The following is a 17,449-nucleotide window of genomic DNA, read 5'->3' on the forward strand; positions in this document are numbered from 1 at the left end:
CGTTGAATGGTTGGGAAACAATGGATCAATAAGTAATATTTCAGTGAATAATACTGACTCTGCATTAATCTATTCCGGGTCTGACTTGTCTGTAATTGATTCAAATTTCACTCGTGCCAGAATGTATTCACTATATCTTGAAGGTTCAAATCATGTTGTTTACGGTTGTAAATTTGTAGATAATTTCGGACCTTCAATAATTGGATATGAAGTACTGGATTTAAATATTGATGATTCAGTATTTAACAATACTAAAGGCACTGCTTCTAACATCGTTGAATTATGCGGATGTATAAATTCAAATATCAGTGATTGCATATTCAATAATCAAAATAACCAGTCCATTACTATTTTGCAGGGGTCAACCGTTTATTTGGCTAACAATAACCTTTCCGGATCCGATTATATTTTTAACTATGGCACTATCCTTTCAAAGACTTTTGCTCGTTTGGATGATGTCAATTTAAATCATATGGTTGGTGACGTGATTTTATTAAATGCTACAATATATGATGATAATAACAATTGTTAGTTAATGCATTAAAATATAATTCATCCGTTATAATTACAAGTGTCCGTGATGTTATTTATGGTGAAGATGTAAAAATCGGTTTCGAGTTTAAAAACAGTACTGCAGTTCTGGTTACAGTTACTCTTAACTCTGAAGTGGTATTTAATGAAACTACGAAGGGCAATAACGTTTTCATTCCTGATTTAGGAACAGGATTTTATAATGTAGTAATCACTACTTTAGAAAATGAATTTTATCGCTCAAGTAGTGTTGCTTCAGATTTCAGAGTTAATAGGGCAGGTTCTTCATTAACTCTCGAAGAGATACCTGACGCTTATTACGGCAAAGACATAATTATTAATTTCACTGTTGAAAACAGAACCGGTGTTGTTGCTTCTATTTATAATATTGATACTCAGGAATTTGTTTTCAACGATGTCGTTGAAGGCAATTTATTTACCATAAATAATTTGTCTGTAGGTTCTTATGCAGTAACATTAACCAATATCATAGACAGGAATTATAATCCTAGTGGAGATTATGCTTCATTCAATGTTTTAAAAGTCAATTCATCCATAATTCTTGATAATAAAATAGAATATGTTTATGGTAATGTTGCAATCAGTTATAATGTTGATAATTTAACCAATGTTACTGTAACAATTGTTGATTTGCAAAGCGGTGAGGTAGATAATTTCACAACTACAAACTCAACAATCAATCTTGATTTGGATGCCGGTTCCTATCAAATCACATTGGTCAATGTGGGAACCGATAATGTTTTCGCCAGTCAGGATTCAAAAACATTTATTGTCCTTCCTGCAAATTCATCTGTTGTAATAGATGATATTGGTGATGTGTATTACGGAGATGACATTGAAATTTACTTTGATGTAATCAATGCTACAAATGTTACTGTTATCGTAAAGGATGAAAACAATAATATTCTTTATAGGAATAATACTGATGAAAGCTATTTTGACCTTTCAGATTTGGCTGCCGGTAAATACACTGTAGAAGTTTATAATGAAGGTTCCAATAATTTCAACCCTAGCAATGACACTAAAACATTTTACGTATTGAAAGTCGGTTCATCCATTGAATTTGATTATTTAAATGTAACATCTTATGGAATGCCTTTCAGATTGGATTATGACGTGGATAATGAAACATTATTAAACATCTGCATTTACGATTCTGAAGGAAATGTCGTTTTCGATAAAAATTTCAATGAAATTAGTGAACTTCCAGAGGATATGTCTAATTTGACTGAAGAAGCTTATTTGGGTTATTATTTCTTTATTTATAGAAATTTAACAGTTGGAAATTATTCTTTCGAGTTTACAAATCTGGGCAATTCCAATGTCAGTGGAAGTAAGGTTAACGGTAGTTTTGAAATTATAAAGGCCCATTCCTATGTTGAAATTCTTGTGGATTCAATTGTATATGGCGAGGATTTGGAAGTCTACATTGATGTTGTTAATGCTACAACTGTAAATATTATAATTAAAAATGATGTTGGAGCTATTGTTTATGATGAGAATATAACTAGTTCTCCGGTCATTGTCAGTGGTCTGATTCCTGGCAATTATACAGTTATTGTTGCTAATTATGGCACTGAAAATGTAATTGGAAATTCATCATCTGAAGAGTTTTGCGTCTATAAACTCAATTCCACTGTTAAATTGGATAATATCTCCGATATTTATTATGAAGATGCAGTTTTAATTAAGTTTGATGTTGAAAATAAAACTGTTGTAAATGTCAGAATCCAAAATCAGAAGGGTGAAGTTGTCTATGAAAAAAATGTAACCTCTAATGTGCTTCTGGTTCCGAATTTGAATGTTGGAAATTATACTGTAACCGTTACAAATCTGGAAACATTTAATATTACTAAAAGCAGTGATTCAAAATCATTTAAAGTTTTAAAAAGAAGTATTAACATTACTGTAGTAGTTGAAGATAATGTGTATGGTAATTTAAGTGTTATTAATGTAATTTCTGATATTGATGGCGTGTTCCCTGTTAATGTAGGCAATCAGCAATTGCTTGTTGATGTAATGGATGGTTATGGAAAGGCCATGATTAATCTTGATGCAGGAAATTACACTGCTTATGTCAATTATACGGATGATAACTATGACATTAACATGACTGGCAGTTCATTTGTCGTATATAAAGCTGATGTTGCTTTAAGCGTTGAGGTTTTAGATAAGGTTTATACTGCTGATGTTGAGGGTAATGTATTTGCCAGTGTTGATGGTGAGTATACTGTTGTTATTGGAGATAAGAATGTTCATGTAACAGTTTTAAATGGTATTGGCGCTTTTAATGTAGGTATTTTAGATGTTGGAAAACATACTGTCTCTGTAATCTTCAATGGCAGTGATAATTATAATGCCAATGTTAATGAAAGTGCTTTTGAGGTTACTCGATCAGGAACCAATTTCAATATTGTTGCTAATGAAAGCAACATACATTATGGAAATTCAATAAATATTACTCAAAGTCTTCCTGCTGGAGCTACCGGTATCATTACTTATTTCTTTGCTAATGGAACTGTAATTAAGGTTCTAAATGTTGGAGAATCATTTGTTTTATCTGGTCTGGATGTCGGATCTTATGTGGTTTATGCCAATTATTCTGGTGATTCCAATTATGCTCCTGCAAGGGACAGTTTAACAATTACCGTGACTAAGGCTGTTAATAATATTCTGGTATTTGGTGAGGATGGAGTATACCCTGAAAATTCAACAATTTTTGTTTTGGCTGATGTTGATGGCGTGTATGTGGTTAATATTTCAGGTAAAAAAATCCGTATTCATGTTTTAAATGGTGTTGGAACAACTACAATATCATTGAATGCGGGTAATTACTCTGCTGATGTCGAATATGTTAATGAGAATTATATTAATAATGTCACAAGCATTCCGTTCACTGTTGCTAAGGCTGATGTTGCTTTAAGTGTTGAGGTTTTAGATAAGGTTTATACTGCTGATATTAAGGGTAATGTATTTGCCAGTGTTGATGGTGAGTATACTGTAGTTATTGGGAATAATATTATTCCAGTGACTGTTTTGAATGGTGTTGGTGCCTTTGACGTTGGTGTTTTAAATGTTGGAAACTATACTGTTCGTGTAATGTTTGCCGGAAATGAAAATTATAATGCTAATGTTAATGAAAGCACATTTAAAGTTACTCAGTTTGGAACCAATTTCAATATTGCTGCTGATAAAAACAACATAACTTATGGAAATTCAATAATTATTGCTCCAAGTCTTCCAGATGGTGCTTCAGGAAATGTCACTTATTTCTTTGCTAATGGAACTGTAATTGGGGTTTTAAATGTTGGCGAATCATTTGTAATCCCTGCTTTGGATGTTGGGTCTCATGTGGTTTATGCAAATTATTCCGGTGATTCCAATCATGCTCCTGCAAGGGACAGCCTAACAATCACTGTTAATAAGGCAGTTAATAATATTGTCGTATTCGGTCAGGATGTAACTTATCTTGAGAATTCAACTATTACTGTTGTGGCTGATGTTGACGGTGAATATTATGTTGATGTTGGTGGTAAACAGGTGACTGTAATTGTTTCAGGTGGTAGGGGAGTGAATACAGTAGCTTTGGATGCTGGAACTTACTTTGCTGATGTTAGATACGTTAATGCAAGGTATGTGAATAATGTCACATGTATTCCGTTTACTGTTGCTAAGGCTGATGTTGCTTTATGTGTTGAGGTTTTAGATAAGGTTTATACTGCAGATATTGATGGTAACGTATTTGCAGGTCTTGATGGTGAATATAATGTAATCATTGGCGATACTTCAAAGGTTGTAATCGTTAAAAACGGTGTAGGTACTTTTAATTTTGGCATTCTTGATGTTGGAAGCTACGATGTTTATGTATTATTCGCCGGAAATGAAAACTATAATGCAAATTCAAACAGTTCAACCTTCGAAGTCACTTCTACAGGCACTAACTTTAATGTCATTGTGAATAGCACTGAAATAACATATGGGGAAGCTATTGATATTACTCAAAGTCTTCCGGCCGATGCAACAGGCACTGTAACTTATAGATTTGCAAATGGAACAGTAATTAATGTCATTGATGTTAAAGAATCATTTGTTTTATCCGGCTTGGATGCAAAATCTTATGTAATTTACGCCAATTACTCTGGCGATTCCAATTATGCTTCTGCACTTGATAGTGTAACAATTGTGGTTAATAAGGCGATTAATAATGTTGTTGTGAGTGCAGACAGCGTTACATATCCTGATAATGTTATTGTCAATGTTAAAGCGGACATCGATGGAATTTACATTGTTTCTGTCGGCGGCAATTCCTTTGAAGTTAATGTTGTAAAAGGTAAGGGAAGTATCAGTGTCTCTTTAGAAGTTGGAGATTACAGTACTGTCACTTATGCTGATAGTCCAAATTATGAAGCTAATATTCGAGAGGCTAATTTTGCTGTATTGCCAGTTGAAGATTATGACTTTGATTTTGAAATGATTGATAAGACTGTCATTTTCCATGCTCCGAGTGATGCTACTGGAAATGTAATTCTTGTTGTTGGTAACACAACATATGTTGTTCCTTTGAAAAATGGTACAGCAGAGATTACTGTCAGTGAATTAATGGAAGGATCAAACATTGTTGGAATTGCTTATTCAGGTGATAGTAAATATGCTCCAAGAAGTTATTCAAGCAATTTGATTGTCAATACAAAGATTATTGCTTCTGATATGACTCGCGGATATAACAGCGGTGTTGACTATCAGGTTAAAATAGTTGATAATAATGGAAATCCATTGAAAAATAAGAAAGTGACATTCACTATAAATAATAGAAAATACATTCGCACCACCAATGCGGATGGTATTGCTAAACTCAATGTTAAACTTCGTGTTGGAACATACAAGGTAATAGTCACTTTGGATAATGGTAAAAAGGTTGTAAAAAAACTTAAGATTGTTAAAAGGATTGTTGGAAACAGGAATACTGTTAAATATTACAATAGTCATTTCAAATATAAATTCAGAGTCATTGGCAATAATGGCAAGGCTGTTGGTAAGGGAGTAATTGTAACTGTTAAAATTGGTAAAAAAACCTTTAAACTCAAAACAAAAAATAATGGTTACATTATAATTAGATTAAACAAACATTTCGCTCCTAAAAAATATATCATAAGGGCATCATACAAAGGATACTCTATAAAGAATACTATTGTAGTAAAACATATAATATTCAGTAAAAAGACAGTCAATGTCAAAAAGTCCGCAAAGAAACTTGTCCTTGCAGCTAAGTTTAAACAAGGTAAAAAAATCCTTAAAAACAGGCTAGTGACATTTAAATTCATGGGCAAGAAGTACAATACTAAAACCAACAAATTTGGTATTGCAAAAGTAACCATTAAGAAAAATGTCATCAATAAGCTTAGGATAGGCAAAAATTATAGATTTAGCGTTACCTATGTAAAAGACACAATAAAAAGAACAATTAAAGTAAGAAGATAGGGCTATCATACCCTATTTACTTAATTTTTTTCAACAAACTGTATTATTTTACTAGCCTCTTTTTTTAAAATTCTTTGTTTGTTAATTCTTGCCTTTTTAATTTGGTGTAATTTTAAGATTATTGATGGTGCTGTTTTTAGCTGTGGGCAATGGTTTTCTTTTAATTACTCTATTAATTTATATGATGCACTTTTCTAAAACACTATTTGGCTGCAGAATGGCTTTACATGAAGACAGTTTTCAAAAAATTATTATTTGATGAAAACAATACATACTTATATAATAATATCAATCATTATTATACAAAATTTGGAGAAGATTAAATTGAAACTAATCAAATCAATGGTAATCTTTCTATTTTTATTGGTAATGAGTATGGGAGTTGTCTGCGCTGAAGATATGAATCAGACAGTGCAGGACACATTGGAACTGGCAGATGTGCAAGATTTCATTTCTGATGATTCTGAAAAGTCATATACTGATTTATTTGATGCAATAAATAAAACAGATGATACAATAACTTTAGAAAGCGATTACAAATATCAAGATAGCGATAAGATAAAATATATTGAATTTAAACAAGACTATACGATAGATGGGAAAAATCACGTGGTTGATGCTGATGGTAAAGCAACTATTTTTAAAGCATCCAACAGCGTATTAACTTTGAAAAATCTTATTTTGAAAAATACCAATGATTCTGCTATTTTATTGCAAAGTTCCAGACTGATTACTGAAAACGTAACATTCATGAACACCAATTCCGCAGACTTTGGAGGGGCAGTATACTGTGCTAACAGTAATTATTACAGTACCAACGACAGATTTACAGATACTTCAGCACCTGAGGCAGGATCTGCAATATTTGCAAAGAGTTCTAAAATCTTTATAAACAACGCAACATTTACAAACAAAAATCCGATAAAATGGGGTTTGATTTATGGAAATAACTGTATCATAGATGTTTCAAACAGTGTTTTTGCAAACGCAACCTCAAAATATGCAACCGCAATATACAACACAAGAAACACTACAATCAAAAACTCAAAATTCATTAATTTGTCTGCCTCTGAAACTGCGGGGGCTGTTGCAATCAAAGGTGGAAATCCAACAAAATATGTCTTTTTGACTATAGATGGATGTGAATTTATAAACGTCAGTGCTGCCAAAAATGGTGGAGCTGTCTTTGCAGATGTCAATGGTGATGGGGATAATTGTGATGGTGGATTAGTTGAAATTCTAAATACATTGTTTGACAAAAACTCCGCAGAGTTTGGAGGAGCATTACTTCAGTTAGGAGGGGCTCTTGATGTAATCAACTCTACATTCACAAACAATGTCGCAAATGAAAACGGGGGTGCAATATATACCTCAAACGCAAAAGTAAACATAAACAAAGACACTTTCACAAACAACAAGGCAAATGAAAATGAAGGATACGGTGGTGCAATACATCTCGACTATGAGACCGCAACCGTTGAAGAATGTACTTTCACAGATAATGTTGCAGGCAAAGGGGGAGCGATTTACAGCTACTCCACATTATACAAAATAATGTATTCACAGTTTAAAAACAACACCAAAGAGGACATATACACCAGATTTGATGATAAAGGTTCTAAAATTACAGACTGCGGTGAATACACAAGAACAATAAATGACAAAAGCTATGAATATATCATAAGATACAACGGGGAAGAAATCAAATTAAATCCACAGCCTATTTCAGGTTCTGCTAAAGATTCATACTTCAACTTAAATGATTTGGGATTAGTGACTCCGGTTAAGAACCAAGGTTCAATGGGTTCATGCTGGGCATTCGGAGCAGCAGGTGCATTTGAATCATCATTCCTGATTGCAACCGGAAAGGAAATAGACATTTCCGAAAACAATATTCAAAACCTTGAATTACGTTATTCCATATATGGAAAGGCGGGTGATGTTGAAGGAGGAAATTTATATATGGCTACATCATACTTTGTAAGCTGGTTTGGAGCAGCCAATACATCAGATGACACATACGATGAACTTGGAAAAATTTCTAAAATATTATACAGTCCTGATGGGGCATACCGTACAGTTGATGCAGTCTACATAAACATAAAGAATAAGAATGCTATTAAGCAATATCTGACAAAATACGGTGCGATGAACCTGTTTGTATATGGTGCATCTTCAGATGACCCATCATACAGTCCAAAGTACAATTCAATATACAACGCCAAATACAATGGAAACCACTACGTTACCTTAGTCGGATGGGATGACAACTTCTCAAAAAACAAATTTTCAAAAACTGCTCCGGGCAACGGTGCATGGATTTGTAAAAACAGTTGGGGAACTGACTGGGGAGATGGTGGATATTTCTACATTTCCTACTATGATAAGTCATTAAACTCTCTTGCAGGAGGATTCACATTTGATAATGTTAACTACTATGAAAAACTTTACCAAAATGAAGTGAACGGAGCTATGGTCTACTCCGAATACGATACTTACGGACAGATATATTCAAGTGAAAACGGAGACATAATTGCTGCTGTTGGAACCTACTTTGAAAGTGCCAAAAGCCCTTATACTATTAAAATATTCTTAAATGAGCGTCCTGTTTACACTCAAAGTGGAAAATCATCCCATGCGGGATATGAAACAATCAAACTGAACAAATATGTTGCAGTAGATCCGAATTCCACATTTGAAATCAGAATCAAATCCACTTCAATGCCTTTCGTTGAAGGTGTGAGAACTCCTATTGTAAGTGGTGTGAATTATATGATTGTTAATGGTAAAGTTATTGATCTTGCAACTAAAAACGTAATTGCTCCTATTAAAGCATACACTTACCACAGTCCTGCAATTACCAAAGCTGTTGTGAAATATTTTGACAATAAAGAAACAATATTTACAGTTTACAACGTTACTGATGTAGACACCATCCAAGCCAGTTTCAAAAATAAAAACTACAACATAAAAATAGTTAACGGAACTGGAAGCATATCCTTGGGAGTTTTACCGACAGGGGATTACCTTGTAACTTTAAGATACCACAATCAAACATTCTCAAGTGCAGTATTAGTAAAAACAACCATATCAAGTGATGATCAAAAAAGCATGACCATGGCTTACAATTCTAAAAATTCATTTACTGTACAGTTCCTTTATTCTAATGGAAAACCTCTTAAAAATACTAAAGTAACTGCCAAATTCGACAATAAGGTTATTTCTGGAGCAAAAACCAATGCAAATGGTATGCTGTCTATCTCTATCGATCCTAAAAACAAAATCGGAAAACACTACATAGACTATGTAAATCCGAAAACAGGCGAAAAATTAAGGATAACCATTAATGTCGTGTCCAGATTTGCCGGAAATAAAAACGTAAACATGTACTACTTTGACGGACATTCATACAAGGTACGTTTAAGAGCAGATGATGGTAAATTTGCAGGTAAAAACCATATTGTACTCATTAAGATAGGTAAAAAGGCATTCAAGGTAAGAACCAATGCAAAAGGATACGCAGTCTTGAAAATACCTGCCAAAATCACTCCTGGAAAATACACAATAGCTGCAATCTATAGTGGCCAAACTGTTAAAAACAAATTAATTGTAAAACAGGTATTGAAAACCAAAAGACATGTAACTGTCAAAAAGTCAGCTAAGAAGCTTGTATTAAGTGCGTCACTTAAAAAAGGAAAAACAGCAATTAAAGGCAAATTTGTAAAATTCAATGTTAATGGCAAAACTTACAGGGCAAAAACCAACAAATATGGTATTGCTAAACTAACCATCAAAAAAGCGGCTATTAATAAATTGAAAATCAAAAAATACCTCATCAAAGTAGCTTACTACAATGATGTTGTAAAATCAGTTCTTCATGTTGGACGTTAGGGATTAAATTCTCTAACTCTTTTTTTTATTTTTGAAGAAATTCTAATTTTAAACCAATAAACATTTAAATTTTGTATTACTAATAGGTAATATAGAAATAGGAATATTAAGTTAGGATGGTATTATACATATCTATTTTTTTTATTTGATTATATTGTTGAGGTGATAATATGAGTGAAAAAATTGTATTGGAAGATATTAAACCATATGAGCATCTTTTTACATCAGTTCCTGCATTTTTATTAGAAAGAATGGCTAAAAGGAAGTCAAATTTAGTAAAAAAATTCGAATCACCTGTCCGCTCACGTTTAAATTCATTAAATGAACATCAGAGAAATAAATTGCATGTGGTGTTGAATAGTGAGATAAGCGAGTTGCAGAAGATTATGGATGAAGCCTACAAGAAAACCAATAAAAAGCAATATAAGGTATTGGCCAATCCGAAATATAAGGAATTCATTGAATACAATCTTGATGAATTGAAAAAGATGATTTAATGGGAATTATCTCTTAAAATTGTGAGATATTCCTCTAATAAATCCAATAGCTCTTCTTTTTTTGTTGTTTTAAATATTTTCGGTTTTATTTCCACGCTGTGAGGTAAATTCTTCAAATAATATGCGGCGTGCACCCTCATTTTTGAAATGGCTACTTTTTCGGGTTTGTTTTCAAAGAGCAGCTCTGTATGTTTTCTTATCATTTCCATTTTTTCTTCAATCGTTACCTTTTGGGGCAAAGTCCCGTCATCCAAATACTCTACGCATTGCCTTATGAGCCATGGGTTTCCAAGGGTGGCCCTTCCAATCATTATCGCATCGCAATCTGTTTTTTCAATCATTTTTTCAGCATCAAAACAGGTTCTGATATCTCCATTTCCGATTACAGGTATTGAAACATTGTCTTTAACATCTCTGATAATTGACCAGTCTGCATCAGTTCCATAAGTATCGTACTTTGTACGGGGATGCACTGTTACTGCAGATGCGCCTGCATCTTCGGCAAGCTTTGATATTTCAACTGCATTGATGTGGTTGCTATCCCACCCGCTTCTGATTTTCACGGTAACTGGTATGGGAATGCTGTCGACAACTTCTGAGACTATGCGATATGCTTTTTCAGGGTCTTTGAGTAGGGCACTTCCTGCTTGGGATTTGATGGCGACCTTTCGAACAGGACAGCCCATGTTTATGTCGATGATGTCTGGCTTCATCTGTTCGTGGATGTATTGGGCGGCGAGTTTCATTGTTTGAGCTTCAGATCCGAAAATCTGCTGGGAAATCGGCCTTTCATAATCTGTCATCTGCAGCATGTCCTGTGTTCTGGTGTTGTCATGTACAATTCCTCTGTCTGAAACCATTTCGGTTTCTATAAGCCCACAGCCCATGGATTTGATTATGGTTCGAAATGTTGATTCGCATATTCCTGCCATAGGTGCCAAAACGACCTGATTTTCAATTTCAACATTGCCAATTTTCCATTTCATGAAATCACGGAGTTATTATAGATTATAAATTTATTTTAAAAAAAGTTAAAATGGAATATTTAGCCGAATATTCCACTTAATATGTTATTTCCAGAATCGTCTGTACTATTCAAAACATCTGTTACCTTGTTTTCGTATGTGTTTACGTCCCCTTGGACATTTTGTGTCTGTTCAATGGAGTTTGCAAGGTTTTCAATATCACTGTTTGTGATGTTGACGTTGTTTACTACAGTGTAGTTTTGAATGATGTTTACGATAGTCTGGTGATCTGTAACATTTTCCTGTTTTACTGTTTCTTTTACGTCATTGACTAATTTGGATAGGTTGTCTGAACTGACGTTTGAGCTTTCAACAATTTCAGCCTGTGTGTAGATTTCCTTGTTTGCTGCTTCTTTTACGGTTTCTGGAATTTCAACGTTGGTTGCCTCTTCATAACAGTTCATGATGCCTGCAAGGGCAGATTCACCGGTAGCTTCAACAGGACTGGTAACATAGACATGTCCGTTTGTAATTCCGGATGATTTTAAAGCAGATAGGTACATGTCACCTGTTATTGTGGTGATTTTTGATTTGTCCACACTGACTTCAAGGTTGTCATTGTCATTTAAGTTTACAAGCGCTGATGAGAATACTTCGCTTGAATCATAGTTTCTTCCGGTAATTCCGCTGGAAATTTTGTTAACTTCGTTGGCGGTAATAATTTTTTCATCAGCATTGTTCAAATCCAAATTGCTTTGACTTTTGAAAAATGAATCTACGTCAGATTTGTAGTTTGTATTTGCATGAGTAGTTTCACCATAGGTTATTACAACTGGATTTGCCTGACCTGAAAATCCTGCTGGTATAACCATTCCAATTATGATTATAGATAAAATAACCATACCAATAGTAATCTTACGCATATTATCACCTCTATATAATAGCACATTTTATTTATCTTAATAACTATTTAAACTTATCTCAAATCTATTTTTAATATGCTTGGTTGTTGTTTAGTTTAGTAATGTTTATATGTTTTCAAGTCAAATTTAAACTTATAGTAAATCTTTTCGATATTGCTATGTTTGTTATAAATGAATAAAGGAGGTGAAAATACGCAAAAACTAGATAATAGATTGTTATTCGCATTAATTATTTCAATCGTGCTTTTGTTTTCCATAAGCAGTGCATTTGCAGGAAATAATGAAACGACATATGATGTTATAGGCACTTCAGACCCTCTTGATGATGCTGTTCAAATAAGCGATGTTGGCGATGTTCAGTCATCTCATCTGGAGGAACAAACTCTGGGGGCAGGCAATAATGTAATAAATGTTGTCAATATAAAGGATTCATACAACGCAACAAGCAAAACATGGAGTGAGGACGGATTTGACCTGAAAGGAGCTACCATTAAGGTTTATGATTCTTCAAATAAGTTGGTTTCAACCCATAAAACCGATTCAAAAGGTAATGCAGTAATCAAAAACTTAGGCTCCTCAAAGTATCATCTGGAAGTTTCATACTCCACATATGACCCGCAAAAATATGATGTGGACTTTACCAAGAAAAGCGGCACTGTCGATATCAAGGGAATACAGTTCATTCCAGACATATTGCTTCTGGTTGATTACAATTCCCACAGCGAAAAGGTTGACTTGCTGATGAACATGTCAAAAAGAGTCGCCTACATCAGTACTACTGATTTTGACAAGTCCCGCGCATGGCTGGTTGAATATGCAAATTATATGCATATTGATATGTTTTCGGAATCCGCTTACAGCGTGTTTACCGCTCCATATCTAAAGCAGCTTCTTGCAAAGTCTCCGGCCAATGCAAAATATAATGTCGCTTACACATTCAGTGTGTTTTCAAAGCAGATTATGAACAGCACAGGAATCCATATTGTGGGAGCTTCTGCGTCCAACAATACTTTCGACACTATTGAAAATACCTACATCGGTTCCTATTTCCAGGCAAGGGATATTGCAGAATCTGATATCCTCCAGAACAATATGAAAAATTATCTGGATTATGTAAAATATTTAATCAATCCGGATAAATATTCAAATCCTACTCTTGATGAGAAAAATGCTCCGTTAATGTCTCCGGAATGTGGTTTTTATCATCCTGATTTAGGATTGTATACATTGGTTCCTGAAGGAAAATTAATCAATCAGTGGATTCGTGAAAATCCCGGATATACTCACAGTTCCGACGGTAGTTTGAATTGGATGACAGAAAATTATGTTGTCTGGTTGACTGAAGTATTGGATCCTACAGCTTTATTTAAAAAATTCGAAAATGATTATATTAATAGATTTGGCCCAAAAAAATCATTCATAGCTATCGCTTCCTACTATGGTGGTGAAGAGGTTAGCGATGCGCTCATCAGAGGTTATGAAGCTAATGGAAGGCCAGCTTTTAACGTATTTAAAACTGGAACCCAACCTCCAATGTCTTCAATATTGAACAGGATAGCTTCAATTTCTTCTGTGGGAATATCTGCAATCAATTCATTATGTAGTTGGTCTTTAGATTATGCCAGTGGTACTGCTGAGCCAGATTTATCCGATATTGATTTGCATGTACTGAAAGGTATTGTTGAAATTTCAGAATACAGTTATTTAAGCGAACTGGGGCCTCAGGTGGAATGGACATTCATGGTAACCTATCCAAGTTTTGAAGGTGTATTCGGTCAGGTGGCATTGTCCTATGTGGATTCATACGGTAAAACCCATGTTATTCAAGGTGGTGTGGATAAGATGGTCCAATTGAATTGCAAATGGGCAGACCTGCATGATTTGAATAATTCCGATAAGAAGGTCGCAGTAATGCTTTATAATTACCCTCCGGGTAAGGCAGAAATAGGCGCTTCCTATTTGGACGTTTTCAACAGTACTTTCGAACTGCTCTATCAGCTCTACAATCAGGGTTATGATATCGGTGGATCTTTTGAATTTTCAAAAGCTGTAAACAATACTTATCAGTGGATTATCAATTCTGAAGATTCCTATCTGATTAACAAGACCCGTACAAATTTGATTTCAATGTATAATCTGACTCAAATAATCTTTGACATGAACAATAAGGGTTCATGGGCAAAAGGTTTGCTGAATAAGTATGTTGAGGATAACTGGGATTACCTGATGAAGCATCATCAGCTGATTTCACTAAATGAATTCGAAAAGTTGACCTCTGACATCAATGATGAGTTATTCAATCAGATGATTTCATATTGGAAAGACGGTCTTGGACCTGCAATGGTTTATAAGAATAAATATATTGTAATTCCTGGAGTTTGGTTTGGTAATGTCTTTGTCACATTCCAGCCAAGTAGAGGTTGGGAAGAGGTGCAGGACTATCACAGCCTGGTAATACCTCCGCATCAGCAATATGTTTCATTTTATAAATGGATGGAAAAAACCGCAAAAATCAATGCAATAGTTTCAATGGGAACTCACGGAACTCTTGAATGGCTACCAGGTATTAATCTTGGAGCATATCCTGGAGATTGGACATTTGAACTTACATTGGTTCCAACTGTATATCCTTATATTGTTTCCAACCCTGGTGAAGCTATGGTTGCAAGAGACAGAAGTTCTGCTTTGATGATTACCCACATGACTCCTGCAATGGTTTCATCTGAACTATATGGTAATTACACTACCTTGAAGAATTATATAAATTACTATAAGGAACAGCTAAGCTTGAACGTAACATCCAATGCTGAATCATATAAGGAAATGATTTTGGAATTGGCTCCTGCATTAGGTTTCAGAAATATTTCCAAAGGCGAATCTTTCCAAAGCTGGATTGATGAGTTGCATATATATCTGGATGATATGGAAGACGATTTCAACACTTTCGGTCTTCATCACCTGGGAAAAATTTTAACAGGTTATGAACTTACCGAAGAGGTCGTTACTATTGTATCCTCTCAAACTAAAATATATGACCAATTGCTTGAGTTCTTATATCCTAATCTGAAAGGATTGAAATTCTATGATGACATTCAGGGAAATCTTAAATATCTTGAAGAAGCAGATAAAATAAAGTCATTCCTGAAACATTATTCCTCACGTTTGGTTAACGGCACTTCAGTCAAACAGCTAAACAGGGAACTTGGTATTCCGGAAGGCACCGCCTTATATAATTCAACACTATACTGTGAAGATATCATTGCAAACATTCAAAGAAACAATGAATGGAATGCGATTTTACTCGCTTTAAGCGGAAATTATGTAAAGGCAGGACTGTTTGCAGACCCTTCATATGGTGATTCCATACCTACAGGGTATGACGGATATGCATCAGACCCAACAAGAATGCCGTCTTATGCAGCATATGAATCAGCAGTAAGGATTGTCGATATGCTTTTGGCCAACTACTATGAACAGCATGGAAAATGGCCTGAGCTGACTTCACTGATCTTATGGGGTACTGAAATTTCAAGAACCGAAGGTATAGGTGTTGCGGAATTCATGTATTTCCTGGGATGCAAACCTGTTTGGGCAGACAACGGCAAGGTTCTAGGTGTTGAACAGATACCTATTGAAGATTTAACCATAACTTTAAATAACGGTTCTGTTGTAAACAGGCCAAGAATAGATGTGTTTGCAAGTATGGTTACAAACAACAAGGATTGGATTACCTGGATGCTCACTTCAGTCAGCATGGCAATAAATGCTACTGGTGAGGATGCATCAAATAATTATGTAATAAAGCATTATGCGGAAAACCCTCACTTAGACAGATTATTCGGTCTTCCGGGCAATGTTCTTGAAGGTACTGGTATGTCTAATCTCATACCTAACACCGCAGACTGGAGTATTGATTCAGTCAATGAATATGCTATGGACATATATATGAATAAGGTATCCTATTCATGGACTTTGGATGAAAAGGGTAATGTTCAGGTAAACAAACAGAGAGATGTTTACAAATACCTGCTTGATAATGTGGATGTGATTACTCAAAACTTCGACAGCAGTTGGAGACTCTTCGATTCCGATGATTACTATGACTGGTTCGGTGGCCTGTACAATGCCGCCAATGTATTGAAGGAAAAGTCCGGTAAGGACAAGCCTGATACTGCTTTCTTTGATATCAGGAACAAAAATAAGTACACTTCAAGAACTTATCAGGAAGAGTTGGAATTCGAAGTTCGCAGTATCCTCTTGAATCCGCAGTATTACAATGCGCTGGTCAAGACTCCTGCGGGAATGAATGCATACGCTTCAAGATTCCAAAATTTCTATGCGACTACAGTTTTAGGTGGTGAAAAGTTAAATACTCAATTGGGAAATCAATTGGCTGAAACAGTACTTAAAATCAATTCTGGAGTTAACAGTAATACTTTAGCAGCTGGTTCACAATCTTCCACAGCATGGATGATTTATATGGCTCAGCAAGGACTCTGGAGTGGTGATTCCGCTACTGTTCAAAAATTGGTTGACTCATACATGCAAAGCGTAATCGAATATGGTGTTGCATGTTGTCACCACACATGTAAAAACCTTGCATGGAATTCAGAGATTATCCAATTGAGTTCATTGACTCCTGCTCAAAAGCAGAAGTTTGCTGAAATTTTAGCTCAGGCAACTGAAACCGACCCTCTCTATCAGATGAATGAAAATTCAGAAAATCAGGGAACTGAAGGAAATCAAAACGGAGGTTCTCAAAATGGAGAGACTGGAAATCAAAATGCCAATGTAGTTTCAAACAGTACATCACAGCAATCAAAATCCGAAAGTTCCAATTCCGGAGGAAATACTGCTGCTGGTGATGTTGCAGGTCAGGCTGGAGATGCCAAATCTGCTGAAGATTCTTCCAGTTCACAGGATGCATCCTCTGGATCTAGTGGTGCAGGCGGTTCCAAGGCCTATGAAATTTCAGAAAAATCAGCATCCAAATCTGCAAGTTCAACAGAATCAAGCATGCCGATATTTGTTGTTGTTGCAGTAATCATTTTGATTGCAATATTCCTGGTCGGTTATCTCAGGGATAGCAAGGATGGCTTTGATGATTATTAATCTAATCATCAACTTTTTTTATTTTTTTTAG

Annotated in this window: 7 protein-coding genes; 5 read left to right on the top strand and 2 right to left on the bottom strand. The window is 34.9% G+C overall.

What is annotated here, in order from left to right:
* From QZV68_RS05955 to QZV68_RS05970, 4 genes are all read left to right on the top strand, one after another.
* On the top strand, positions 1-532 hold a 532-nt coding region (locus tag QZV68_RS05955), incomplete at its 5' end, for a right-handed parallel beta-helix repeat-containing protein (RefSeq protein ID WP_296879520.1).
* The gene (locus QZV68_RS05960; protein WP_296879522.1) at positions 526-6,030 is read left to right on the top strand and encodes an Ig-like domain repeat protein; all 5,505 of its coding nucleotides are present in this window, start codon (positions 526-528) and stop codon (positions 6,028-6,030) included. The genes QZV68_RS05955 and QZV68_RS05960, both read left to right, overlap by 7 nt.
* 369 nt (positions 6,031-6,399) lie before the next feature.
* Positions 6,400-9,921, top strand: a complete 3,522-nt coding sequence (locus QZV68_RS05965; RefSeq protein WP_296879524.1) for a C1 family peptidase — start codon at positions 6,400-6,402, stop codon at positions 9,919-9,921.
* 170 nt (positions 9,922-10,091) lie between these two features.
* Positions 10,092-10,418, top strand: a complete 327-nt coding sequence (locus tag QZV68_RS05970) for a hypothetical protein (RefSeq protein ID WP_296879526.1) — start codon at positions 10,092-10,094, stop codon at positions 10,416-10,418.
* On the opposite strand, the gene dusB is transcribed toward QZV68_RS05970, so the two are convergent.
* Both dusB and QZV68_RS05980 read right to left on the bottom strand, forming a co-directional pair.
* Positions 10,415-11,404, bottom strand: a complete 990-nt coding sequence (gene dusB / locus QZV68_RS05975; RefSeq protein ID WP_296879528.1) for a tRNA dihydrouridine synthase DusB — start codon at positions 11,402-11,404, stop codon at positions 10,415-10,417. The genes QZV68_RS05970 and dusB overlap by 4 nt on opposite strands.
* 59 nt (positions 11,405-11,463) lie before the next feature.
* On the bottom strand, positions 11,464-12,306 hold the full coding sequence (locus tag QZV68_RS05980; protein WP_296879530.1) for a DUF1002 domain-containing protein: 843 nt from the start codon (positions 12,304-12,306) through the stop codon (positions 11,464-11,466).
* 171 nt (positions 12,307-12,477) lie between these two features.
* Between QZV68_RS05980 and QZV68_RS05985 the strand changes: the two genes are divergently transcribed.
* On the top strand, positions 12,478-17,418 hold the full coding sequence (locus QZV68_RS05985) for a cobaltochelatase subunit CobN (protein ID WP_296879532.1): 4,941 nt from the start codon (positions 12,478-12,480) through the stop codon (positions 17,416-17,418).
* The last annotated feature ends 31 nt before the right edge of the window (positions 17,419-17,449 follow it).

Source organism: uncultured Methanobrevibacter sp. (assembly GCF_902801725.1).
In the GTDB taxonomy this organism is placed as follows: domain Archaea; phylum Methanobacteriota; class Methanobacteria; order Methanobacteriales; family Methanobacteriaceae; genus Methanocatella.